The organism is Pseudomonas yamanorum, from assembly GCF_900105735.1.
Taxonomy (GTDB): Bacteria; Pseudomonadota; Gammaproteobacteria; order Pseudomonadales; family Pseudomonadaceae; genus Aquipseudomonas; species Aquipseudomonas yamanorum.
This window is the reverse complement of the sequence record NZ_LT629793.1, coordinates 6643663-6666233: the sequence shown is the minus strand read 5'-3', so window position 1 is coordinate 6666233 and position 22571 is coordinate 6643663. Positions and strand designations below refer to the sequence as shown.

The 22571-nt window shown below is 60.0% G+C and carries 23 protein-coding genes; 10 read left to right on the top strand and 13 right to left on the bottom strand.

Going from position 1 to position 22571, the window contains the following annotated elements; genetic code table 11:
• Positions 1-83: 83 nt before the first annotated feature.
• The 6 genes from BLU46_RS31000 to BLU46_RS30980 all read right to left on the bottom strand — a co-directional run bounded on the left by BLU46_RS31000 (position 84) and on the right by BLU46_RS30980 (position 5282).
• On the bottom strand, positions 84-2279 hold the full coding sequence (locus tag BLU46_RS31000; RefSeq protein WP_093209537.1) for an OsmC domain/YcaO domain-containing protein: 2196 nt from the start codon (positions 2277-2279) through the stop codon (positions 84-86).
• Between the two features lie 101 nt (positions 2280-2380).
• Entirely contained in the window at positions 2381-3187 is an 807-nt protein-coding gene (locus BLU46_RS30995) for an alpha/beta fold hydrolase (protein ID WP_093209534.1), read from the bottom strand.
• A gap of 128 nt (positions 3188-3315) precedes the next feature.
• Positions 3316-3627 (bottom strand): hypothetical protein, encoded by a 312-nt coding sequence (locus BLU46_RS33295; protein WP_231988840.1) that lies wholly within the window; start codon positions 3625-3627, stop codon positions 3316-3318.
• Positions 3628-3738: 111 nt separating this feature from the next.
• On the bottom strand, positions 3739-3942 hold the full coding sequence (locus tag BLU46_RS33290; protein WP_231988839.1) for a hypothetical protein: 204 nt from the start codon (positions 3940-3942) through the stop codon (positions 3739-3741).
• Positions 3943-3983: 41 nt separating this feature from the next.
• Positions 3984-4316: a DUF2388 domain-containing protein gene (locus tag BLU46_RS30985; RefSeq protein WP_408003256.1), complete on the bottom strand. Its 333-nt coding sequence runs from the start codon at positions 4314-4316 to the stop codon at positions 3984-3986.
• A gap of 81 nt (positions 4317-4397) precedes the next feature.
• On the bottom strand, positions 4398-5282 hold the full coding sequence (locus BLU46_RS30980; protein ID WP_063029709.1) for a LysR family transcriptional regulator: 885 nt from the start codon (positions 5280-5282) through the stop codon (positions 4398-4400).
• 112 nt (positions 5283-5394) lie between these two features.
• Here BLU46_RS30980 and argC point away from each other — a divergent pair, with 112 nt between their 5' ends.
• Positions 5395-6327: an N-acetyl-gamma-glutamyl-phosphate reductase gene (gene argC, locus BLU46_RS30975; protein WP_093209531.1), complete on the top strand. Its 933-nt coding sequence runs from the start codon at positions 5395-5397 to the stop codon at positions 6325-6327.
• On the opposite strand, the gene BLU46_RS30970 is transcribed toward argC, so the two are convergent.
• A complete protein-coding gene (locus tag BLU46_RS30970) occupies positions 6311-7441 on the bottom strand; it encodes an epoxide hydrolase family protein (RefSeq protein ID WP_093209528.1) in 1131 nt (376 codons plus the stop codon). The two genes, argC and BLU46_RS30970, sit on opposite strands and share 17 nt — an antisense overlap.
• Positions 7442-7486: 45 nt before the next feature.
• The gene (locus BLU46_RS30965; RefSeq protein ID WP_063029703.1) at positions 7487-7858 is read right to left on the bottom strand and encodes a hypothetical protein; all 372 of its coding nucleotides are present in this window, start codon (positions 7856-7858) and stop codon (positions 7487-7489) included.
• Positions 7859-7979: 121 nt separating this feature from the next.
• Between BLU46_RS30965 and BLU46_RS30960 the strand changes: the two genes are divergently transcribed.
• Positions 7980-8525 (top strand): P-loop NTPase family protein, encoded by a 546-nt coding sequence (locus BLU46_RS30960; RefSeq protein ID WP_063029701.1) that lies wholly within the window; start codon positions 7980-7982, stop codon positions 8523-8525.
• On the opposite strand, the gene BLU46_RS30955 is transcribed toward BLU46_RS30960, so the two are convergent.
• Positions 8517-9080 carry a recombinase family protein gene (locus tag BLU46_RS30955; RefSeq protein WP_063029699.1) on the bottom strand — a complete coding sequence of 188 codons (564 nt, stop codon included), beginning with the start codon at positions 9078-9080 and terminating at the stop codon, positions 8517-8519. The genes BLU46_RS30960 and BLU46_RS30955 overlap by 9 nt on opposite strands.
• Before the next feature lie 316 nt (positions 9081-9396).
• Between BLU46_RS30955 and BLU46_RS30950 the strand changes: the two genes are divergently transcribed.
• Both BLU46_RS30950 and BLU46_RS30945 read left to right on the top strand, forming a co-directional pair.
• The gene (locus BLU46_RS30950; RefSeq protein WP_093209526.1) at positions 9397-10464 is read left to right on the top strand and encodes a fatty acid desaturase; all 1068 of its coding nucleotides are present in this window, start codon (positions 9397-9399) and stop codon (positions 10462-10464) included.
• A 71-nt stretch (positions 10465-10535) separates the two neighbouring features.
• A complete protein-coding gene (locus tag BLU46_RS30945; protein WP_093209524.1) occupies positions 10536-11681 on the top strand; it encodes a serine hydrolase domain-containing protein in 1146 nt (381 codons plus the stop codon).
• A gap of 176 nt (positions 11682-11857) precedes the next feature.
• Here BLU46_RS30945 and BLU46_RS30940 read toward each other — a convergent pair whose 3' ends face one another.
• Positions 11858-12424, bottom strand: coding sequence for a hypothetical protein (locus BLU46_RS30940; protein WP_093209521.1), 567 nt, complete (start codon positions 12422-12424; stop codon positions 11858-11860).
• Positions 12425-12664: 240 nt separating this feature from the next.
• Here BLU46_RS30940 and BLU46_RS30935 point away from each other — a divergent pair, with 240 nt between their 5' ends.
• Both BLU46_RS30935 and BLU46_RS30930 read left to right on the top strand, forming a co-directional pair.
• On the top strand, positions 12665-13285 hold the full coding sequence (locus tag BLU46_RS30935) for a LysE family translocator (RefSeq protein ID WP_063029691.1): 621 nt from the start codon (positions 12665-12667) through the stop codon (positions 13283-13285).
• A gap of 70 nt (positions 13286-13355) precedes the next feature.
• Complete coding sequence (locus BLU46_RS30930) at positions 13356-14519, top strand: GGDEF domain-containing protein (protein WP_093209518.1); 1164 nt, start codon at positions 13356-13358, stop codon at positions 14517-14519.
• A gap of 13 nt (positions 14520-14532) precedes the next feature.
• Here BLU46_RS30930 and BLU46_RS30925 read toward each other — a convergent pair whose 3' ends face one another.
• On the bottom strand, positions 14533-15012 hold the full coding sequence (locus BLU46_RS30925) for a VOC family protein (RefSeq protein WP_093209515.1): 480 nt from the start codon (positions 15010-15012) through the stop codon (positions 14533-14535).
• 106 nt (positions 15013-15118) lie between these two features.
• Between BLU46_RS30925 and BLU46_RS30920 the strand changes: the two genes are divergently transcribed.
• On the top strand, positions 15119-16087 hold the full coding sequence (locus BLU46_RS30920) for an alpha/beta hydrolase (protein WP_063029684.1): 969 nt from the start codon (positions 15119-15121) through the stop codon (positions 16085-16087).
• A 292-nt stretch (positions 16088-16379) separates the two neighbouring features.
• A complete protein-coding gene (gene dapA / locus BLU46_RS30915) occupies positions 16380-17243 on the top strand; it encodes a 4-hydroxy-tetrahydrodipicolinate synthase (RefSeq protein WP_063029682.1) in 864 nt (287 codons plus the stop codon).
• A gap of 17 nt (positions 17244-17260) precedes the next feature.
• On the opposite strand, the gene BLU46_RS30910 is transcribed toward dapA, so the two are convergent.
• Both BLU46_RS30910 and atzF read right to left on the bottom strand, forming a co-directional pair.
• A complete protein-coding gene (locus BLU46_RS30910) occupies positions 17261-17947 on the bottom strand; it encodes a GntR family transcriptional regulator (RefSeq protein ID WP_093209513.1) in 687 nt (228 codons plus the stop codon).
• A gap of 2 nt (positions 17948-17949) precedes the next feature.
• The gene (gene atzF / locus BLU46_RS30905; protein WP_093209510.1) at positions 17950-19749 is read right to left on the bottom strand and encodes an allophanate hydrolase; all 1800 of its coding nucleotides are present in this window, start codon (positions 19747-19749) and stop codon (positions 17950-17952) included.
• A 264-nt stretch (positions 19750-20013) separates the two neighbouring features.
• On the opposite strand from atzF, the gene BLU46_RS30900 reads away from it, so the two are divergent.
• Entirely contained in the window at positions 20014-21390 is a 1377-nt protein-coding gene (locus BLU46_RS30900; RefSeq protein WP_063029676.1) for a pyridoxal-phosphate dependent enzyme, read from the top strand.
• A complete protein-coding gene (locus BLU46_RS30895) occupies positions 21387-22553 on the top strand; it encodes a cystathionine gamma-synthase (protein ID WP_093209507.1) in 1167 nt (388 codons plus the stop codon). Before BLU46_RS30900 ends, BLU46_RS30895 begins: the two co-directional genes overlap by 4 nt.
• Positions 22554-22571: the final 18 nt, after the last annotated feature.

Here is a 22571-nt window from a genome sequence, read left to right as displayed (position 1 = left end):
GGCATCAACTGGGTGTACCAGATACACCGAGTTGCCTGCATCGCAGGCAAGCCAGCTCCCACAAGGGTTCCCTCACTAGCAGGTTAGCGCGCCGTATTGGCCCGCGCCGCGTGCAGCTTCTTGTAGCTGTCGATCAACCGCAGGTGCCGATCCAGCCCTTCCAGCTTCATGCTCGTCGGCGTCAAACCATAGAACCGCACGCTACCATTCACCGACCCTATCGCCGCATCCATCCGCTCGTTGCCAAACATGCGGCGGAAGTTCACTTCGTAGTCCGCCAGTTCCAGGTCTTCGTCCAGTTCCATCTCCAGCACCGCATTCACGGCCTGGTAGAACAAGCCACGCTCGACCGTGTTGTCGTTGTACTGCTGGAACATTTCCACCAGTTCCTTGGCCTCTTCAAACTGCTGCAAGGCCAGGTAAATCAGCAGCTTCAATTCCAGAATCGTCAGCTGACCCCACGCCGTGTTGTCATCAAATTCGATGCCGATCAAGGTGGTAATGTCGGTGTAGTCGTCCAGCTCGCTTTCCACCAGACGCTCAACCAGACCCTTCAATTCAGCCTCATCAAGGCGATGCAGGTTCAGGATGTCTTCGCGGAAAAACAGCGCCTTGTTGGTGTTGTCCCAGATCAGATCGTCGATCGGATAGATCTCCGAATAATCCGGCACCAGGATGCGGCAGGCGGTCGCGCCGATGTGCTCGTACACCGCCATGTACACTTCCTTGCCCATGCCTTCGAGGATGCCAAACAAGGTTGCCGCCTCTTCGGCGTTGGAGTTTTCACCCTGGCCGGAGAAGTCCCATTCGACGAACTCGTAATCCGACTTGGAGCTGAAGAAGCGCCACGACACCACGCCGCTGGAGTCGATGAAGTGCTCGACGAAGTTGTTCGGCTCGGTCACTGCGTGGCCTTCAAACGTCGGCTGCGGCAAGTCATTCAGGCCTTCGAAGCTTCGGCCTTGCAGCAGTTCCGTCAGGCTGCGTTCCAGCGCCACTTCCAGGCTTGGGTGCGCGCCGAACGAAGCAAATACGCCGCCGGTGCGCGGGTTCATCAAGGTGACGCACATCACTGGGAATTCACCGCCCAGGGACGCATCCTTCACCAGTACCGGAAAGCCTTGGGCTTCCAGGCCCTGAATACCGGCCAGGATGCCCGGGAACTTCGCCAGCACTTCCTGCGGTACATCCGGCAGCGCGAATTCGCCTTCGATGATTTCGCGTTTTACCGCACGCTCGAAGATTTCCGACAGGCACTGCACCTGCGCTTCAGCCAAGGTGTTACCGGCACTCATGCCGTTGCTGAGGTACAGGTTCTCGATCAGGTTGGACGGGAAATACACCACCTCGCCGTCGGACTGGCGCACGAACGGCAGCGAAACAATGCCGCGCTCCTCGTTGCCGGAGTTGGTGTCGTACAGGTGCGAGCCACGCAGCTCGCCATCGCGGTTGTAGATATGCAGGCAATGGGCGTCGAGAATCTCCGGCGGCAGTTCGTCCTTGCGGCCGGGCTTGAACCAGCGCTCATCCGGGTAATGCACGAAGGGCGCATTGGCGATGTCTTCGCCCCAGAACTGGTCGTTGTAGAAGAAGTTGCAGTTCAGCCGCTCGATAAACTCGCCCAACGCCGACGCCAGCGCGCCTTCCTTGGTCGCGCCCTTGCCGTTGGTAAAGCACATTGGCGAGTGCGCATCGCGGATATGCAGCGACCACACGTTGGGCACGATATTGCGCCACGAAGCGATTTCAATCTTCATGCCCAGGCCCGCCAGAATGGCCGACATGTTGGCGATGGTTGTTTCCAGCGGCAGGTCCTTGCCCGCGATGTAGGTGCCCGCATCCGACGCCGCGCTTGGCATCAGCAATGCCTGGGCATCGGCATCCAGGTTTTCCACTTCCTCGATCACAAACTCCGGCCCGGCCTGCACCACTTTCTTCACGGTGCAACGGTCGATGGAACGCAGGATGCCCTGGCGGTCTTTATCAGAGATATCCGCCGGCAGCTCTACCTGGATCTTGAAGATCTGGTTGTAGCGGTTTTCCGGGTCGACAATGTTGTTCTGGGACAGGCGAATGTTGTCGGTGGGGATGTTGCGGGTTTCGCAGTACAACTTCACAAAGTAAGCCGCACACAACGCCGACGAAGCCAGGAAGTAATCGAACGGACCCGGGGCCGAGCCATCGCCTTTGTAGCGAATAGGCTGGTCGGCCACCACGGTGAAGTCGTCGAACTTGGCTTCAAGTCGAAGGTTGTCGAGAAAATTGACCTTGATTTCCATGCGGGTTTACCAGAATAGCGAGCAAAATATGGCCGCCATTATCCGGGTTTCGAGGCGTAAGTCTTGTGCTTTCGGGCCTGTCTGATCGCTGGCGGTTGAGATCAGCTGTGCTGAAAGTCCGCAATCTGCTTCCACATCGCGATCGGGTTGGAGTACATCGGGAAGTGCCCGCACTGCGCAATCGGCGCCAGCCGCACGCCCTGCGCCTGGATATGCGCCAGGTACGACAGGTGTGCATTCTGCTCGCCGTACATGAACAGGCGCGGGCATTCCAGGCCGAGGAACTTGCCCATCAGGTCGGCGTTATCGGACAGCTCGACCATGGACTGGAAAATCCCCCGCACCGCACCGGCACGCACCTTGTGCCTCAGGCTCGCCGAATACAGCGCACTGGCGTAGGCCGGTGCCTGGCGAGTGCGCTCGATAAAGGCGCTGAAAAACGCCTCGGGATCATCTGCCGGGTAGTCGACGATCTGCCGGCTGAGGAAGCAGTCTTCCGGCGCGATATTGCCTTCGATATCGACAAAGCTCAGCACCCTGCCCGGGAACTGGTGCGCCAGCATCAGAGCGGTGAGCCCGCCCATGGAGTGGCCTACTAGATGGAAGCGCTCGATGTTGAAGTGGTCAAGCACTTGCGTGGCGGTTTGCAGCAGGAACGGGATTGAGATCTTCGACAGGTCGCCGCACTGGCTTTCACCGCAACCGGGGGCGTCGTAGGCCACAAACGGGTGACCGTCGAATGCAGGTTGCTGGACGATGTCGGCGTAGTCTTCCTTGGTGGAGCCAAAGCCATGCAGGAACACGATTGGCGCCAGGCCGCCCGCGCGGTGGATCGTTGCGATGCTCAACGGCACACCGTCGACCGTCATGGGGAGCTGTGCATGGGTGAACGGTTCGGGTAGGGACATATGGCTGACTCCTTGAAAAAACGACCGCGCCAATCTCAAGGAGATTCAGGTCTGTGTAAATTCCTGAGTCACTAAGGCACTCATAGCCCAATCGTATGATTCAGCGCGTCATGGTCAAGGACAGCGCATTACTTCTTAACCGGCGCATCCCAGCACTCCGGGTTACGTGCGCACACGTTGTATTGTCGGTCCATCAAGGCCATGCGATTGATATGCGCATCGGCAGCGGCGCGCAGCGATTGCTCGCTGGTCTTTATGTAATGCGACTGTCTATCGGCCATGCGGGCGTTCCACTGACGCCGCGTCGGCTCATCCAGCGTCGTGGGCGCCGTGGCCATGACTTGCAGCGTGCGGTCATCCACTCGGCTCAATTCGTCACGATACGTCTGCTCGTACTGCACACGAGCGGCGTCATGCTGGTGATTGAGGTCGTACTGCATCGCTTCAAGGTTTTGTTTGTAGAGTGCCCAGTAACCGTCAGGCAGTGCGCCGCCGTCTGCTTTGCGTAGTTTGGCGATGCGCGCATCGTTATCAGAAGGCGCGAGAACCGGCTATTGCGATGAGATCACCACCGGGTCCTTGACGATGATCTGGTCGATCAGCGCAGTACGGACGCTGGTCTGCGCCAGCGGCTGGCCCAGGGGTTCAAGATCAAAGGGCGCCGCCGGTGCGACAGCAACCTGAGGGTTTGCGCAGCCTGAAAGCAACAGCGCTAAGGCGAGATGGGTAAAAACGAGGACGTTACGAAATGGCATAAGCTCTCCATGAGCAGGTCAAGTTCAGGGTTGAAACGTGTTTACTCAATCACCGCCACCGCCTCGGCAAACTGCGCATCGCTGACATCAGGGTTACCGCCAGCACCGCGAAAATCCCGCAACGCCTGCTCAAAATACGCACCCCGGATCTGGCCCTCGGACCCTACAAACGCCAACGCGTCATTCTTGGCTGAAAGAAAGCTGCCGGGACGGGTGGTCAGTTCCGAAGTCAGCAAGGTGAAGGTGGAGAACTTCAGGAATGACCACCCAAGCGGATCGTCGCCAAAGGAGACACCGTCTTTAGCCTGGGCAACGCTGCAACCGAGCAACAGGCCTAATCCCGCCAACCCGATCACTCCTTGAAAAATCCTCACGCGCGCTTCCTTCCTTGAAATGGCTAGTTACATCGGGGCGCAAGGCTACCCGTCCCGCACGGTACACACAACTTTAAGGCGCTACCCCGCACTCAACCCCCACAACACATCCAGCACATGTTGCGTTGGCCGCTCGATGTCCCCGGCGCGGTGGGCAATCCCCAGTTGGCGCCACAGCAAGGGCTGGATTGGACGCATCACGATCCGGCTGTCAGGCAAAGGCGTGCTCGCTTCATGGGGCAACAACGTAGCGCCATAACCGGCAGCCACCAGGCTTTTGATTGCGTCGTTATAGTTGAGTTGAATACGCGGCGTGGGCTGATGCCCGTCACTGGCGAACCACTCCGAAGTCAGGCGTGAAAGCCGGGTGGTGGTGTCATTCAGAATCAAGGGCTGGGCGGCCAGCCAAGCAGGTGTCACCACCTCCGGGCATTCCCGGCGCGCCGGCAAAAACGCCATGACCGGATCCCGCCGCCAGGGCTCGATGCGCAAACCCTTCACTGGCGCCTGCGGCAGCGCCACCAGGCCAATTTCGAGTGCGCCTTCGGCAAGTTTCTTCAGCGTGTCCTGCGAGGTGAGCACTGCGACCTGCACATCGATGGCTGGGTGGTGTTGGCTCAAGGTCTCGAGGGCTTGCGGCAGCAACTGTGCGATGGCCCCGGTGGAGGCACCCAGCCGCACACGTCCAGCCAGGCCCTGCACCTGCCGCTCCACGTCTTCAAGCGCCTGTTCCGCATCCGCCAACAACCGGCGTGCACGCTCCACCAGGGTTTCGCCAATCGCCGAAGGCTGAACCCGCCCACGGGTACGCGACAACAGCTTGCCGCCCACTCGCGACTCAAGATCAGCAATGTGCAGGCTGACCGTCGGTGGCGCGAGGTTCAGCATTCGGGCCGCCTCGGCGAACGAACCAAGGTCGGCAATCGCCACGAGTGTGCGCAGGCGGTCCAGGCTGATTTCGCGCATGGGTCAATCCTTATTCAGAAAACCTGAACTTCATCGTTTGGAAATTCAACTTTTCCTATCCTAGCGGCTCGCCGAAGATTGGAACACCTGATTTCCTCTGCGAGTGCATCCCATGGCAAATCCTCTTGTATTTATCGACGGCGACCAAGGCACCACCGGGTTGCAGATCCATCAGCGCCTGCGCGACCGCACCGATCTGCAACTGATCACCCTGAGCCCGGAACACCGCAAGGACCCGCAGCAGCGCGCCGAGATGATCAACGCCTGCGACATTGCGATTCTCTGCCTGCCCGACGACGCCGCACGCGACGCCGTCGCCAGCATCCAGAACCCGGCTGTGCGAGTGATCGACGCGAGTTCGGCCCACCGTACTCACCCTGAATGGACCTACGGTTTCGCCGAAATGAGCCCGCAACAGGCGCAACGCATTGCCACGGCGCAGCGAGTCAGCAATCCCGGTTGCTACCCCACCGGAGCGATCGGACTGTTGCGCCCCTTGCTTGAGGCCGGGCTGCTGCCCAAGGACTACCCGACGACCATTCATGCCGTGTCGGGTTATTCCGGCAAGGGCCGCGCCGGGGTGCAGGAACATGAGGGCGCGGATGCTTCACAAGCGCCCGCCTTCCTGGTGTATGGGCTCGGGCTGGCACACAAGCATGTGCCGGAGATTCAGTTGCAAAGCGGGCTGACGGAAAGGCCCATGTTTGTGCCGGCCTACGGGGCGTTCCGCCAGGGCATCGTACTGACCATTCCGCTGCAACTGCGGCTGTTGACCCCGGGCGTGGACGCGACACGCTTGCATGCCTGCCTGACGCAGCACTACAGCGATACGAATCACGTCCAGGTGCTGTCGATGCAGGCCGCCAAAGAACTGACCTACCTCGATCCTCAAGCGCTGAACGGCACGGACGATGTGCGTTTGATCGTGTGTGAAAACTACGAGACGGGCCAGGTCCTGCTGGCGGCGGTGTTCGACAACCTCGGCAAGGGCGCCGCAGGTGCCGCCGTGCAAAACCTGGACTTGATGATCAAGCACAGACCTTAGCAATGAAGGCTCTCAAGTCCGCCAGCACCAACGCCGGCTGCTCCCAGGCCGCAAAGTGACCGCCGGCGGGCATCTCGCTCCAGTGCACGATGTTGAAGGTCTTTTCGGCAAATGAGCGTGGCGGCGGCACGAACACCGGGTCGCGAAAGGCGGCAAATCCGGTTGGCACCTGGATGCGGGTGCCGGCCGGGAATCTCGATGAGCCCTCCAGGCGTTTGCCGTGATACATCCACGTCGCGGTGACCATGGAAGACGGCGCGAGATACAGCATGATGTTGGTGAGCAGTTGCTCTTCGGTAAAGGTGTGCCAGAGGTCCGGGCTGCCGTCAGCGGTCCTGGGCAGATCGGCCCATGTACCGATTTTTTCGAGAATCCAGCCCGCGGCGCCCACCGGGCTATCAGCCAGCGCGACGCCCAGGGTTTGCGGACGGGTTTCCTGCTGGTGGTTGTAGCCGGTTTCCCAGTCGATCAGCACTTTACGCCGGGCGACGAAAGCCTCCTCCTCAGCCGTGGTTGCAACGGTGCCCTTGGCCAGCAGGTCGGCCATATTCAGGTGAATTCCCAATAACGCCTCAGGCCGGTCATGGGCCATCCAGCCCGCGATGCCTGAACCCCAGTCTCCGCCCTGAACGATGAAGCGGGATGGCCCGAACAAACGAACCATCAGCCCGTGCATCAGTTCGGCAGCCCGGCGCGGACCCATTACGCCGGTGATCGGCTTGGAAAACGCAAACCCCGGAAGCGACGGCACGATCACATCGTGTCCGTCAGCCGCCAGCGGCTCAAGCAACGCCTCGAACTCCAGGTACGAACCTGGCCAGCCGTGGAGCAACAGCACCGGCGGCTTGGAACCGTCCCCCCGCACATGGAGGAAATGCAGATGCTCGCCCTCAATTTCGGTGATGAAGTTGGGTAGTTGATTCAGATGTTTTTCGACCTGGCGCCAGTCGTAGGACTCAAGCCAGTAACGGGTCAGGCGCTTGAGGTCGCTGACGCCTACACCCGACTTCCACCCGCCCAGATCGGGAAGTTGGGTCCAATCGTAGGCGGCGACTTTGTCGCGGATGGCGGCAAGACGTTCGTCGGGGATGTTGATGGTGTAGGGCAAGATCATGGGGGGCTCCTGGTGAGTTTCCATGGACGCTGCCAGCGCACTCCATCACGACTCCGGGACTAGCTCGACATAGCTGGACTCCCCGCCGCCCGTCGCGCCTGACAACCAACCCCATACGAAGGCCAGGGTGGTCCGCCCGGTGTGATCAACGCTTACCGTGCCCCGCGACCAACCGGCCAGAATCTCGCCCTCTGTGGTCAGGCACTGATAAAGCAGCTCAATTGTATCGGGCCCTGTGGCGCGCCCGACCTGATTACCCATACGAATCCGACCACCCTGGTAAGTTCCCCAGATGGCATTGGCGTCAACATGGTAATCAAACACGGTGCCTGTACCGGACAGTCCATGGGTGTTGCCCGCTACGACAAATCGGCGATTGTTCAGGCGTTCGCTGATTTGGGAAAAGGCGGTTGGCATATGAAGGCGCTTCCTTGGTCGACAGGGTCCGTTCCCTGGGTGGTCAACCTACCGCATATGGCTTTAACCGGTCATGCAAAACCTGCACAATTGCGGGCTTTTCCGCGACAGGACGCCCCTCATGCAACGCATCGTGATTCTCGGCAATGCCGGCAGCGGAAAATCCACCCTCGCCCGGGCCCTCGGCGAACGTCTGAGCCTGCCCGTGGTGCACCTCGACACCTTGTTCTGGTCGCCCGGCTGGGTCGAGCCCGATGCCGAGCAGTTCCGAACGCGAGTTCGCAACGCAGTCGCACCCGATGGATGGGTCTGCGAGGGCAACTACGCTCGACGCACGTTCGACCTGCGCCTGCCCCGGGCCGACCTGATCATCTGGCTCGACACGCCACGGCTCACCTGCTTCGGCCGGGTGATCCTGCGCAGTGTGCTGAACCGCCCGCGCCCGGACATTCCCGCTGGCTGTACCGAGAAACTCGACCGGGAGTTCCTGACGTTCCTGAAGTACGTGTGGACGTTTGATCGCAGCTACCGACCCAGTATCGAGGCGGTGCGCCTGGCAGCAGGTCCGTTGGTGCCCGTGGTGCACTTGCGCGGTGGCCAACAGATCGCCGAGTTTCTCGACGGTTTGCCCGCAGCATCTCTGCGTCTGAATAAGCCACTAAGTTGATCTCAAGTACCGATAAAGCGTCTGCCGACTGATCTCAAAATCACGTGCCAATTTAGATTTACTTTCTCCAGCACCGGCCCGGTCAATTAGATTTACAACCTGATTGTCAGACAGTTTCTTCTTGCGGCCCTTATACATCCCCCGGACCTTTGCAGTAGCAATGCCTGCCGCTTGTTTTTCCCTCATCGCCGCGCGCTCGAATTCTGCAATCAGCTCCATCACCGCAATGATGGACTCCACAACTTCAAGGCAGTCATGCCGGAAAATCAGGTTTTCGTTCAAGCACTCAAGCGTGACCTGCTTTTCAATCAGCCGGCGAATGAGGGTGCACAGCTGCTCCGTACTGGAGGTGAGCGAGGCCATGCTGTCCACTACCACGGTATCTCCACACTGTAGGTAGCGAAGTAGCCTTTCCTGGCCCGCGGGATTCGCGGCATTGTCTGCCGGCTCATCGCAAAACACGGCATCAAATACATCATCGCTCGTTATTGTCTCTATAGCGCCCTCGGACGCTTGTAGAGAACGCCGAAAATATTTGATGCGATGCAATCTCATGGTGCCTCCTTGGCAATACTTGTACAGAGTCTTTTTATACTTGTACAAACTGTAACTAAATTATCAAACCCTTACACCGATACTTGTAACACTGACCCCACCCAAAATACACAGTTGCAAAGAGTTGAACTTGCCTTATCATTTTGAAGCTTGGAATTCTAACAAGCTTTTCGCAAAAAAGTCGATTTCATATTTCTTGGATGACGCAAGTAATTCAAGCAGGCGAATATGAATAACTACTGTTTTATAGCTCAAACAATTGACTTGACCGGCTTGACGCGGCTGGTAATTTCCCATGCAATCAGAGGATGAATGGATGAAGGTCTTGGAAAACGCCATCGAAATTGATCACCCAACTACCGATCAGGAAAAGATTGATAAGGTAACTCGGAGCATTACGGACCATGGAAACTACCTGCGAAAGCGTTATCCGATCCTGCAGCACCAGAATGCGCTGGGCGCGGGTGTCATGGCGTTCTCCCTGATAGGGATGGTCATTACGGGAGGGCTCTATATAAAGGGTTTTATCCCCGCATGGATGTGTATTCTGGTCAATGCGCTGCTGACTTCGTTCATTCATGAAATCGAACACGACCTGATTCATCGCCTTTATTTTAGAAAACAACCGCTGGCCCATAATGCCATGATGCTCTTCTGCTGGCTGGCACGCCCGGGTATGCCCAGCCCGTGGCTAAGACGTACTCTGCACTTTCATCACCATAAGGAGTCCGGAACTGATTCTGATGTTGAAGCCTGGATCACCACGAGCGGCAGCCCTTGGGGAATACTGCGATTATTGAAACTGGTGGACGGATTTGTATTTGGTTTTCTAAATGCGATTTTTGCCCCGGGATGGCGGCAAAAGGTAAAATTGTTAGGCAAGATTATTCGGCTCAATACACCATTCGGGCTTCTGTATTGGGGGTGCTGGTATGTGTTCCTCGGCTACCACCTGTATGTCTGGTCAGGGTCAATGATTGGGATGGAGGTTCATAGCTCTGCCACGACGCTGGAATTAATGGATATCGTTAATAGCGCAGTAGTTATTCTTATAGCGCCCAATATGATACGGCAGTTCTGCCTATTTTTTATAAGTTCAAACATGCACTATTACGGCGATGTTGCCCCGCGTAACGCATTACAACAAACCCAGGTGATGAACCCTTGGTGGCTGTGGCCCTTCCAGTTGTTCTGTTTCAACTTTGGCAGCACCCACAGCATCCATCACTTCGTGGTGAGAGACCCGTTTTATCTGCGTCAGATGACGGCACCTTATGCTCATAAAGTCATGGCCCAGGCCGGTGTCAGGTTCAATGACTTCGGCACCTACAAGCGAGCGAACCGCTTCTCCGTGGAGCACTCCCAAACTCGGTCTCGTGGGTGAATTCCCCGACAACCATTATCGGTGTTCGGCAAGTATCAAGGGCCACACTTTAAATACGAGGACGTTGAGGTATGAAAGCGCAAGGGATGTGTGCGAAGCAGTTTGAAGCGGTCAAGCAGGCCTTCGAGGACATGTTTGATGATCCGCAGGAACGTGGGGCCGGCCTATGCGTGCAGGTAGGCGCAGAGACCGTTGTCGACCTCTGGGCGGGCATGGCGGATCTGGCAGGCACGAAGCCCTGGACCCGCGATACGCTGGCCAATACCTTTTGCGTTATAAAACCCTACGTCGCGGTGGCCGTCCTGATGTTGGTCGAGGACGGCAAGTTGGAGCTGGATGCGCTCGTGGCCCGTTACTGGCCTGAATTCGCCCAGGGCGGGAAAGCACGGGTCACCTTGCGCCAGGTGATGAACCACACCGCAGGCCTGCCGGCGCTGCGAGCACCCGACCATAACCCCATGATGTATGACTGGGAACATATGCTGCGGGTGCTGGAGGCCGAGCCGCTTTGGTGGGAAGCGGGAACAGACCTGGGGTACGGCACCACCACGTTTGGCTGGATTCTCGGTGAGTTGATTCGTCGGGTGGACGGACGCGATCCCTGTGTGTTTATCCACGAAGAGATTCTGGATCCCCATGAGTTGGACGTGCACCTTGGCGTGGACGAAGAACACTTTCATCGTATCGCGCGTTTCGACAGTGCCACCGGACGGGTCGGTGATCCTTACTCGCAGGCATTGCGAACCGTGGTGAAAAACGAGCCGTCGCATATCGCGACACTCGCCTTCACCAACCCCGGAATGGTGCCCAGACGAACCAGTGACCCGCGCTGGTGGGCCTACCGGCAACCCGCCGTATGTGGACACGGTTCGGCTCACGGCCTGGCCGGTTTCTACAGTGCATTGATGGCAGGAAACTTTATCGGTCCCGAACTGCTTACTGAATTCAGCCGTGAGCACAGTCATGGCATGGATCGAGTATGGATGCGCCCCATGCGTTATGGATTGGGTTGCATGCTCGAGCAGCAACGCGACCCGACGGCTTCCCATGCAATGGGCCCGAACACCTTTGGCCATATCGGGCTTGGTGGCCCGATCAGTTTCGCTGATCCCGAAAAACAAGTGAGCTTCGGTTTTGTCACCACGACTTCGGGCAGCCATTCGATGATTGATCCACGCCCACGCCGACTTTCACCCCTTGTCTATGCGGCGCTTTGAGAGGCAAGGGGCGGATCTGTTCATCTGAGGCTTTCAAGGGGGCGCAATACTGCCGAATGCAACGCAGCAAGTTTGTGGCAAAACACAAGTTGCTGATGGCAAACCGAAACCTTCCCCTCCCGGCCAACAATGAGTCATTGGCTTATGAACGAAGGCTGGTACAACGACGACATGATTTATTTATAAATAAATTTATACGCCTCGATATAAGAACCTATCTTGTTTGAATGGGCAGTCACCCACACTGCATTCATGCCTTTCTTTCTTTGATCGTTGAATTCCGACTGAGTGGTACAAAGCTCAACCCAGCGTTCAGTCTTTAAATCCTTAATCCGCAGACCCGCCTCACAACGACTGAACTTTCCAACGTAGGGCCCCGGAGTCACCAGCTCGTAAGGTGACGCATACTGAACAATGTCGCCGGGCAACAGGTACGTAACGACGTCATAACTGTGCAAGGACAAAATCAGACCCAGGCAAAAACCACCAAAAAAAGATTCTCCAACACGGTTCGGGTTTCTTACAGCCGGACGATAGTAGGTGGCCCTTGCAGCAAAAAAGAGTCCAACCAGACAACCAATGACTATATAGGTCGTCCACTCGGGAATCGATGGCATTAAAACCGTTCGCGTTACAATGCGACCGGCCCAGAGCATATAAGCAATCCATGCTCCAAATACCAGACACACCACCAACAACAAGGTTCTTTTCTTTGATTTGTTTTCAAATGAAGGATATTCCATTCCCTGCCTACTCTATTTTTAATTCCCGGGAAAAGCGCTTCGTGCTTCACGCCAACTTCCTTTACCCGATTGGCATGCCGGGCATATTAACGAATGAGCGTCATGGTGACCGATCTATTTACCCACGACTCACAGACATGGCCAGAGCACCATCGGTTCTACCCATTAGCGCAAATTGTTCAACCGCCTCACATCCCTTATCCTCGTGGCCTTACCTGCCAGCGCCCGCCGGAGCCCCCCATGGACCTCGCCACCCTCACCCTCTTCCTCCCGGCCTGCTTCGCCCTGAACATGGCGCCAGGCCCGAACAACCTGCTGTCCGTGAGCAACTCCACCCGCTACGGCTACCGCACTTCGTGCCTGGCAGGCGTCGGGCGACTGCTGGCCTTTGCCGGGATGATCGCCCTCGCGTCCGCCGGGCTGGCGGTGGTGCTGCAAACCTCGGAGTTGCTGTTCTACGGGATCAAGATCTTGGGGGCGGCGTATCTATTTTATCTGGCGTATCAACTGTGGCGGTCCAATCCGCACCCGGAGGCTGAGTCGACAGCGCCCAAGGCGGGCTTGTGGGCCTTGGCGCGACAGGAGTTCCTGGTGGCCGCCGGCAATCCCAAGGCAATCCTGATTTTTACCGCCTTCCTGCCGCAATTCGTCGACCCGGCACGTCCGATCACGCCGCAATTTGCCCTGCTGGGAGCGATGTTCCTGGCCCTGGAATGGGTCGCCATCAGCGCCTACGCCTATATGGGTTTGCATATGCGCCGCTGGTTCGCGCAGCCTCGGGGCAAGCGGATTTTCAACCGCTGCTGTGCGGGATTGTTGTCGGCCGCCGCGACGGTATTGCTGATGGCGCGCAGGGCCTGAGCACTGCGAAAAACCGGCCAAACCGCTTACAATCGCCGTCTCACCGCAACTCAGGCAGGCCAGTTCGCCCATGGCGCTCGACCCCATCACCATACTGGTCCTCACCATCGCCCTGGCAGGCGCCGCCGCGCTGTACCTGGCGGTCGAGTGGCGCAACGTTCGCGAACCATCACTGCTGTACTGGACCGCCGGTTTCGCCATCATCAGCGTGGGCAGCACCCTGGCGCTGCTGCGGGCCAGCGGCCTGCTGTTGATCGGCATCTGGTTCGCCAACGGGCTGCTGATCACCGCGCATTGGCTGTTCCTGTTGGGCGTTGCGCGTTTTACTCAGGTGCGCCTGTCTCGCGCCTGGTACCTGATCTTCGTGGCCTGGTTTGCCATGCTCCTACTACCGGAAGGACAGTCGTGGTCCAAGGCCATGCTGCTGGCCAACTCGCTGCTGGTTGCTCTGCCGACCCTGCGGGCCAGTTTCCTGCTGCGCCCCCATGGCCGCTCACTCAGCGTGGGCGCGGTGCAGCTGCGTTATGTGCTGCTGGCCCACGGGCTGTTTTATCTGGCCAAGTCGCTGGTGGCGATCGTGCCGGGTACGCTGATCGACCTGACGGCGTTTCGTGGCGAGATCATTCAGGTGTCGCTGGTGGAAGGCGCCATGGCGATCATGCTGATTGCGTTGTCGATGACCGGCACCGAGCGCTATCGCCGTGAGGAACAGATTGCACGATTGGCCGCCCGCGATCCGTTGACGGCGTTGTACAACCGCCGCGCCCTTGAAGTGCGAGCACCAAGCCTGCTGAGCAAGGTCTCGCAGTCCCGGCCAGGTGCCCTGCTGTTGATCGACATCGACAATTTCAAGCTGATCAACGACCTGTACGGCCATACCGCAGGCGACCGGCTTCTGGTGGCGCTGAGCGAGATGATCCGCGCGCAGTTGCCCGATGATTCGCTGGCGGCGCGGTTGGGCGGCGACGAGTTCGTGATCCTGCTTAATGACACCTCGAACGCGCGCATTGTCGCGCTGGGCAGCGTCCTACGTGAAGAGTTTCATCAAACCGCCTCACAGGCGTTCGCCACGCCCGAGGCGGTGACATTGAGCATCGGCGCCAGCCTGTTCGACGCGCCGCCCGCGAGCCTTGCCGCCTTGATCGAGCAAGGCGACGCAGCGCTTTATGAATCCAAGCGCGGTGGACGCAACCGTATTCGTCTGGTGGACCGGACTGCGGTGAGCGCTGATTGACTCAATCGGCGCGTCAACCTTTAAGCGCCGCCTCAATCCCCGCGACATCAATCTTGGTCATTCCCATCATCGCGTCAAACGCCCGCTTGGCTGCTGCAGGGTCGGGATTAGTGATCGCCGCGCTCAGCACCCTCGGGGTAATCTGCCAACGCACGCCCCATTTATCCTGACACCAGCCGCAGACATTTTCCTGGCCGCCATGGCTGACAATTGCGTGCCACAAGCGATCGGTTTCCGCCTGGTCGTCGGTGGCCACCTGGAACGAGAACGCCTCGTTGTGCTGCACGCCAGAGCCGCCGTTCAGCCCCAGGCAAGGAATGCCCATGACCGTGAAATCCACGGTCAGGACATCGCCCTGCTTGCCGGCGGGATAATCACCGGGCGCATGATGGACTGCGGTCACTGCGCTGTCCGGGAAGGTCTTGGCGTAGAAGTTGGCAGCGTCCAATGCGCTGCCGTCGTACCAAAGGCACACCGTGTTTTTGCTGAGCATGAGTGTTCTCCAGCGTGGAGGTTCGGACTTGCAGTGTAGTACCGCTACCGACAAGAATGCGTTCGCGTCCTGACACGCCCCCGCTTTAACCCCAACGGTGCAGATAATGAGTAACGGTGTAAGGATCGACCCGCGAACAGTCCCGGTCCCGCAATCCATCAGCCCCGAGGCCCAGGCGATGTTGCGTCGCTCGGTGAATGACGAGGGCGTACCGCTGAACAGCCTGTACACCCTGCCCGCCGCCGATGACCACGATGGCTGGCGCCGCATGCAAGCCGCAGTCGCCCAACAGTACGCAGCGTCACAGGTGGGACAGACGGCAGAACACGTTGAGACATTCACCGTGGAAGACGCCACCGTGTACCGGGCGACACCGTCATACGGGGCGGAGTTCGCCTATATCGACCTGCACGGCGGCGCGCTGGTGTTCGGCGGCGGCGAAAACGCCCGCCTCGCCGCCGGCAAGCACGCCGACCTGCACAACCTGACCTGCTACGGCGTGGACTACCGCATGCCACCTGACCACCCATACCCGGCGGCACTCGATGACTGCATGGCCACCTACCGGCACGTACTGGCGCATCACACCCCGGACAAGATTGTGATCGGCGGCCGCTCGGCCGGTGGCAACCTCGCCGCCGCCACGGTGCTGCGGGCCCGCGACGAAGGCTTGCCGCTGCCGGCCGCGCTGGTATTGCTGTCCCCCGAAGTGGACCTGACCGAATCGGGCGACAGCTTCCAGGTCAACCGCACCGTCGACGTGGTGTTGCCCAACCCGCTGATGAGCACCAACCTGCTGTACGCCGCTGGCGCGGACTTGTCTCATCCGTACCTGTCGCCTCTGTTTGGAGATTTCGCTGCGGGCTTCCCGCCGACGTTCGTGCAAAGCGGCACCCGCGATCTGTTCCTCTCCAACGCTGTGCGCCTGCATCGCGCACTGCGACGGGCCGAGGTGCCGGTGGATCTGCATATTTTTGAAGCAATGCCCCACGGCGGTTTCATGGGCGCGCCGGAAGACGCAGAACTGTCGGCGGAACAGGTACGTTTCGTGCGCCACTGGCTGAACCGCGCCTGATCGCTGCGAGTTGACACACCCTGTAGTAATCCATAAAGATGAGCGTCTTCTTCAGGGTGTGTCCTCAATGTCTGCAACGACCTTCAACTTTTCCGTCATTGGCTTGATTGCCAAGGCGCAAGGTTGCGTTGCGCACGCCCTCAAATCGAAGAAACAGTCGCTCATGTGACCGGGGCGCGCTGTCCCGTCAGATGAGCTGACAGGACATTGAGCGCGAAGGCCCCCTCCTCTTGCTTACTTCCCTCTGCCCTTCTGACGGTGACGAAATCGGTCAACCATCAGGAGAAAGCGCATGTCATCGTTTCAAGGTATCTGGGTTCCCGTCGTTACACCGTTTCATAACGGCGCCATCGACTTCATTGGCTTGCGCCGCCTGGTCTGCCATCTGCTGGAAAAAGGCGTGGCCGGGATCATGGTCTGCACCACCACCGGCGAAGCCGCCTCGCTGAGCCGCCAGGAGCAGTTGGCGATGCTGGATGCCGTCCTGGAACTCGTACCGCCGCAGCAGGTGGTGATGGGCCTGGCGGGGTATAACCAGATTGAGCTGTTGCAGTTCCAGGCCGAAATCCTGAAGCGCCCGGTGGCCGGTTTGCTGGTGCCGCCGCCGAGCTACATCCGCCCGTCCCAGGCGGGCCTCGAGGCGTTCTTCCGCACTGTGGCCGATGCGTCCAGCGTGCCGATCATTCTGTATGACATCCCCTATCGCACCGGTATAGCCTTCGAACAGGCGACGCTGCTGAACATCGTTGCCCATGAACGAATCGTCGCGATCAAGGATTGCGGCGGCAACCTGGCCAGCACCTTGGCGTTGCTGGCCAGTGGGAAGGTTGATGTGTTGTGTGGCGAGGATGTGCAGATATTCAACGCACTGTGCCTGGGAGCGACCGGGGCGATTGCCGCGTCGGCGCATGTGCGGACCGAGGATTTTGTGACGCTGCATCGGCAGGTTCGCGATCACCAGTTGCTGGCGGCTCGTGAGACGTTTTTCGGCTTGCTGCCGTTGATTCACACAATGTTCGTGGAGCCCAACCCCGCGCCGGTGAAGGCGGCACTGGCGATGGAAGGCTTGATCGGCAGTGAGTTGCGGGCGCCGATGTTGAGGGCGAGTGAGGCGCTGAAAAGCCGGTTGCAACACGTATTAGCCGCGCGGGAATAACCTGTGGCGAGGGCTGCTTATCCTCTCGCCACCGCCAACCGATGCAACGTGATCTTGCGCACCTCCTGCTTGCTCACCTCAATGTGAGTCTTGAGCAGTTGCTGCGCCTGATCGCTTTGCCGTCGCAGGATCGCATCGAGGATGCTTCCGTGCTCCTCATAGGTCGCTGCAATACGCGCTTGCTGAGTGAAATCCAGCCGCCGAATGATGCGGATTTTCTCGGTAATCTCGTAATGCATGCGCGCCATTTCAGCGTTGCCCGTGGCCTGCACCAGCCCGCAGTGGAACGCCTCATCCAGCGCCGAGACGATCTGGGCGTCATCCAGCCGCGCACTTTCGTCGACCTGCCAAATCGCCCCAAGCCCTTCAAGCCCCTGCTCCGCCATGCCACACAAGCGATTGACGGCGGCCAACTCCAGCACGATCCGAACGTCGTAAAGCTCTTCGAAATAGTTGAAGTCGAACGGCCGCACCTGCCAGCCGCTCCTGAAGAACACCTCCAGGTGCCCTTCCCGCTCCAGACGATACAGCGCCTGGCGCACCGGCGTGCGGCTGGCCTGCATGCGTTCGGCCACGTCGCCTTCGCTGAAGCGATCACCCGGTAACAAGCGAAAGTCGAAGATGTCGTCCTTCAACTGCTGGTAGACCCGCTCTGCCAGGCTGTCCGGGCGTTCGCTGGGTTTTCTCGTGGTTGAGAGCTGCATGCCTATTTCCTGCTCGCCATGTAGGCGCGCCAGCCACCGAATTCGGTGATGTCGGTGGCGCCTGCCAGGGCCCAGGGCTCGCAGATAAACCCTTTCACACTGCGCCCGTCCGCCAGGGTCAGGTTGCCGATACCCAGCGGCGCCGGAATCTCCGCGACGAACTCGCCAAAGCGGGCGATCGGCATGTCCCACAGTTCAACGATGATCGAGCGGCCCGAATCATCCTTGACCAGCCCCGGCTTGGGCGGAACCGTGCCAGGCAGCGCATGCAAGCGGTATTGGCTCGCCGTCAGGGTTTGCTCCACCAGCACGGCGTTGCGGCTGGTCAGTTGGAAATTCAGCGGCATCCCGGTGAGGTGCGCGCCCACCACCGCCACCCGCACGCTGCCCGGAGCCTGCCGTGCAGGGGCCGGTTGTGGCAGGTGGCGTTCGGTAGCTCCCAGCGACAGATCGAGGCCGGCCTGCCAACGCTTACCCAGATGCGCCAGGGCGGCGTCGTGCCAGGCAGGCGCAATCAGGGTGATGCCGCACGGCAGGCCATCGCTGCGCAGCCCGGCGGGCACGGCCAGTGCCGAGAGATCGGCCAGGTTGGTGAAGTTGGTGTAGAAACCAAACTGCGAGTTGTAGAGCACCGGCTCCAAGGCCATTTCCGCCAGGGTACGAATCGTCGGCGAGGTCGGCACCAGCAAGGCGTCGAAACCGGCCAGGGTGTCGTTGATGCGGCGGCTCAGTTCGGCGCGCAGGTATTCGGCTTTATAGGCATCGCAGGCGCTGTACTTGTGGCCGTTTTCAACGATGCCACGCACCACCGGGTTGATCGCTTCGGCGTTGCTGGCGAGCATGCCTTCCAATGCCACCGTGCGCTCCGCAACCCAGGAGCCGTAATAGAGCTGCTCGGCGAGTTGCTGGAACGGGCTGAAATCCACCGCCGTGATCTCGGCCCCGAGGGATCGAAACCTGAGCAGCGCCTGTTCGAACACGGCCTGGTTCTGTGCGTCGCCAAAAAACTCCAGGCTGGCCGGCACCGCCAGTTTGATCGTGGCCCCCACCGCTACCGGCGCGGTGTTGGGATTGATGCGTGAATAAGCGTCGTTCCCGTCGTAAGCCGCAGCGACGCCCGCAACCGTCTCGGCATCTTCAACGGTCAGCGCAAACACCGAAATACAGTCCACGGTGCGACAGGCCGGCACCAACCCGGTGTTGGACAGTCGACCTTTGGTCGGTTTCAGCCCGACGATATTGTTGAAGCCCGCCGGTACCCGCCCGGAGCCGGCGGTGTCGGTGCCCAGGGAGAACGCTACCAGGCCACGGGCAACCACCGACGCAGAGCCCGAGCTGGAACCGCCGCTGACATAGTCCGGGTTGAAGCTGTTACCCACCGCGCCGTAGGGCGAGCGTGTACCCACCAGGCCAGTGGCGAACTGATCCAGGTTGGTCTTGCCCATCAAGATCGCCCCGGCCGCCCGCAGCCGGGCCACCACTGATGCATCCGCCTTGGCCGTATAGGCAAACTCAGGACACGCCGCCGTGGTCTCCCAACCTGCCGCATCGATGTTGTCCTTGATGGCAAACGGCACGCCATACAACGGCAACTTGTCGATATCGCCGTCGACCGCCACAAGCCGCTCGGCCAGTTGCGCCAACTGGTCACGCAACTGCTGCGGTTGTACCCGGCTGATCCAGGCGTTGTCGTCGGCGGGAAGCGTGCCCGCCAGGGTCAACAGGATGTCGGGGGTCAGCGCTTGGCTGCGGTAAGCGGCCTGCCATTCGCCAAGGGTCCAGCCAAGTTGTTCGTTGCGCATTGAGGATTCCATCTTGTATCCAAGTTTGGATTTCTTTTAGCAATCGCTGGGCCAATCAGCTGCAAGCCAATGAATACGTGGCGCTGGCAGAAAACCGGCGAATTAGCCGCCCTCAACCGTGCTCCGTGATGAAGCAGCAATGCGCCAAAAAAAGACATTCAGGCGGCCGCCCGGTTGCGAGCGGGTCGATACCGGCCTATGTTCGAAACCATGCTGTAGACGCTGCTGTCCATCCCATACGCCCTTTCCGTAGCAGGTGACGACATGCCCACCGCTTCCCGCCCAGCCGTGCTCGAACTGATCGGCAACACCCCGCTGGTGCGGGTCAGCCGCTTCGATACCGGCCCGTGCACGCTGTTCCTCAAGCTTGAATCCCAGAACCCCGGCGGCTCCATCAAGGACCGCATCGGCCTGGCCATGATCGACGCCGCCGAACGCGACGGCCGCCTTCGCCCCGGTGGCACCATCATCGAAGCCACCGCCGGCAATACCGGCCTCGGCCTGGCGCTGGTGGGCCGCGCCAAAGGTTACCGGGTGGTGTTGGTGGTGCCGGACAAGATGTCCACCGAAAAGGTCTTGCACCTGAAAGCCATGGGCGCCGAGGTGCACATCACCCGCTCCGACGTCGGCAAAGGCCACCCCGAGTATTACCAGGACGTGGCGGCACGGCTGGCCAAGGACATTCCCGATTCGTTCTTCGCCGACCAGTTCAACAACCCGGCCAATCCCCTGGCCCACGAGACCAGCACTGCGCCGGAAATCTGGGCCCAGACCCAGCATGACCTCGACGCCATCGTGGTCGGCGTCGGCTCGGCCGGCACCCTCACCGGCCTGACCCGTTTCTTCAAGCGCGTACAACCCGACCTGGCCATGGTGCTGGCCGACCCGGTCGGCTCGGTGATGGCGGAATACAGCCGCAGCGGTACCATGATCGAACCCGGCTCGTGGGCCGTGGAAGGCATCGGTGAAGACTTCATCCCCTCCATCGCCGACCTCTCCAGCGTGCGCCACGCCTACTCCATCAGCGACGAAGAAAGCTTCGACCACGCCCGCCAGCTGCTGCGGGCCGAAGGCATTCTCGGCGGCTCTTCCACCGGTACCCTGCTCGCCGCCGCCCTGCGCTATTGCCGCGAACAGACCGAGCCCAAGCGCGTCGTCACCTTCGTCTGCGACACCGGCACGCGCTACCTGTCCAAGGTCTACAACGACCAATGGATGAACGATGCCGGCCTGCTCCAATACAAACACTACGGAGACCTGCGCGACCTGATCGCCCGCCGTTTCGAGGACGGCCGGGTGATCAGCGTCGGCCCCGACGACAGCCTGCTCACCGCCTTCCAGCGCATGCGCCTGGCGGACGTGTCGCAATTACCGGTGCTGGTGGACGGCCAAAAACTGGTGGGGGTGCTCGACGAGTCGGACGTATTGCTCGGCCTGCATCAGAACGCCGCGCATTTTTCCATGACCGTGGCCAGCGCCATGACCAATGCTCTTCACACCCTTGCGCCCAGCGCCAGCCTTGCGCAATTGCAGGCCGAACTGGATCGCGGACTGGTGGCAATCATTGCCGACGCCTCGGGCTTTTACGGCCTGATCACCCGCGTCGACCTGCTCAATCACTTACGGAGATCCCTTGCATGACCCAGCACGATAAAAGCGCCTTCGCCACCCGCGTGATCCATGCCGGGCAATCCCCGGACCCGACCACCGGGGCGCTGATGCCGCCGATCTACGCCAACTCCACCTACCTGCAGGAAAGCCCCGGTGTTCACAAAGGCTTCGACTACGGGCGTTCCCACAACCCGACGCGCTTCGCCCTGGAACGCTGCGTGGCCGACCTGGAAGGCGGCACCCAGGCCTTCGCGTTTGCCTCGGGGCTGGCGGCGATTTCCACCGTGCTGGAACTGCTCGACGCCGGTTCCCACGTGGTCTCCGGCAATGACTTGTACGGCGGCACCTTCCGTCTCTTCGACAAAGTGCGCCAACGCAGCGCCGGGCATCGCTTCAGCTTCGTCGACCTGACCGACCTGTCGGCTTTCGAAGCCGCGTTGCAGGACGACACCCGGATGGTCTGGGTCGAAACCCCGAGCAACCCGCTGCTGAGCCTGACCGACCTCAGCGCCATCTCCCGCATCTGCAAGGCCCGGGGCATCCTCTGCGTAGCAGACAACACCTTCGCCAGCCCATGGATCCAGCGCCCGCTGGAGTTGGGTTTCGACATCGTGGTGCACTCCACCACCAAGTACCTCAACGGCCACTCGGATGTGATCGGCGGCATTGCGGTGGTGGGCCAGAATCCTGAACTGGCCGAACGCGTGGGCTTCCTGCAAAACTCCGTGGGTGCGATTGCCGGACCGTTTGATGCGTTCCTGACCCTGCGTGGGGTGAAGACATTGGCGTTGCGCATGGAGCGCCATTGCAGCAATGCGCTGGAACTGGCGACATGGCTGGAGCAACAGCCGCAAGTGGCGCGGGTTTATTACCCAGGCCTGGCATCACACCCGCAGCATGAGCTGGCACGCCGGCAGATGCGTGGGTTTGGCGGGATGATTTCGGTAGACCTGAAAAGCGACCTGGCGGGCGCCACACGCTTCCTGGAAAACGTGAAGATCTTTGCGTTGGCTGAAAGTCTGGGGGGCGTCGAAAGTTTGATTGAGCACCCGGCGATCATGACCCATGCGAGCATCCCGGCAGCGACCCGGGCGCAGCTGGGGATTGGTGATGGGTTGGTGCGGTTATCGGTGGGGGTTGAGGACGTGGAAGACCTGCGGGCGGATCTGGCGCAGGCGTTGGCAAAAATCTAACGCGCAAACTGCCGGAGC

Coding starts and splice junctions, on each gene's coding strand:
- BLU46_RS30900 (WP_063029676.1), top strand. CDS start 20,014: ATGCCCACCGCTTCCCGCCCAGCCGTGCTCGAACTGATCGGCAACACC.
- argC (WP_093209531.1), top strand. CDS start 5,395: ATGGCAAATCCTCTTGTATTTATCGACGGCGACCAAGGCACCACCGGG.
- BLU46_RS30995 (WP_093209534.1), bottom strand. CDS start 3,187: ATGTCCCTACCCGAACCGTTCACCCATGCACAGCTCCCCATGACGGTC.
- BLU46_RS30910 (WP_093209513.1), bottom strand. CDS start 17,947: ATGCAGCTCTCAACCACGAGAAAACCCAGCGAACGCCCGGACAGCCTG.
- dapA (WP_063029682.1), top strand. CDS start 16,380: ATGTCATCGTTTCAAGGTATCTGGGTTCCCGTCGTTACACCGTTTCAT.
- BLU46_RS30920 (WP_063029684.1), top strand. CDS start 15,119: ATGAGTAACGGTGTAAGGATCGACCCGCGAACAGTCCCGGTCCCGCAA.
- BLU46_RS30980 (WP_063029709.1), bottom strand. CDS start 5,282: ATGCGCGAAATCAGCCTGGACCGCCTGCGCACACTCGTGGCGATTGCC.
- BLU46_RS30940 (WP_093209521.1), bottom strand. CDS start 12,424: ATGGAATATCCTTCATTTGAAAACAAATCAAAGAAAAGAACCTTGTTG.
- atzF (WP_093209510.1), bottom strand. CDS start 19,749: ATGCGCAACGAACAACTTGGCTGGACCCTTGGCGAATGGCAGGCCGCT.
- BLU46_RS33295 (WP_231988840.1), bottom strand. CDS start 3,627: ATGCAGTACGACCTCAATCACCAGCATGACGCCGCTCGTGTGCAGTAC.
- BLU46_RS33290 (WP_231988839.1), bottom strand. CDS start 3,942: ATGCCATTTCGTAACGTCCTCGTTTTTACCCATCTCGCCTTAGCGCTG.
- BLU46_RS30930 (WP_093209518.1), top strand. CDS start 13,356: ATGGCGCTCGACCCCATCACCATACTGGTCCTCACCATCGCCCTGGCA.
- BLU46_RS30965 (WP_063029703.1), bottom strand. CDS start 7,858: ATGCCAACCGCCTTTTCCCAAATCAGCGAACGCCTGAACAATCGCCGA.
- BLU46_RS30935 (WP_063029691.1), top strand. CDS start 12,665: ATGGACCTCGCCACCCTCACCCTCTTCCTCCCGGCCTGCTTCGCCCTG.
- BLU46_RS30895 (WP_093209507.1), top strand. CDS start 21,387: ATGACCCAGCACGATAAAAGCGCCTTCGCCACCCGCGTGATCCATGCC.
- BLU46_RS30970 (WP_093209528.1), bottom strand. CDS start 7,441: ATGATCTTGCCCTACACCATCAACATCCCCGACGAACGTCTTGCCGCC.
- BLU46_RS30945 (WP_093209524.1), top strand. CDS start 10,536: ATGAAAGCGCAAGGGATGTGTGCGAAGCAGTTTGAAGCGGTCAAGCAG.
- BLU46_RS30955 (WP_063029699.1), bottom strand. CDS start 9,080: ATGAGATTGCATCGCATCAAATATTTTCGGCGTTCTCTACAAGCGTCC.
- BLU46_RS31000 (WP_093209537.1), bottom strand. CDS start 2,279: ATGGAAATCAAGGTCAATTTTCTCGACAACCTTCGACTTGAAGCCAAG.
- BLU46_RS30960 (WP_063029701.1), top strand. CDS start 7,980: ATGCAACGCATCGTGATTCTCGGCAATGCCGGCAGCGGAAAATCCACC.
- BLU46_RS30950 (WP_093209526.1), top strand. CDS start 9,397: ATGAAGGTCTTGGAAAACGCCATCGAAATTGATCACCCAACTACCGAT.
- BLU46_RS30925 (WP_093209515.1), bottom strand. CDS start 15,012: ATGCTCAGCAAAAACACGGTGTGCCTTTGGTACGACGGCAGCGCATTG.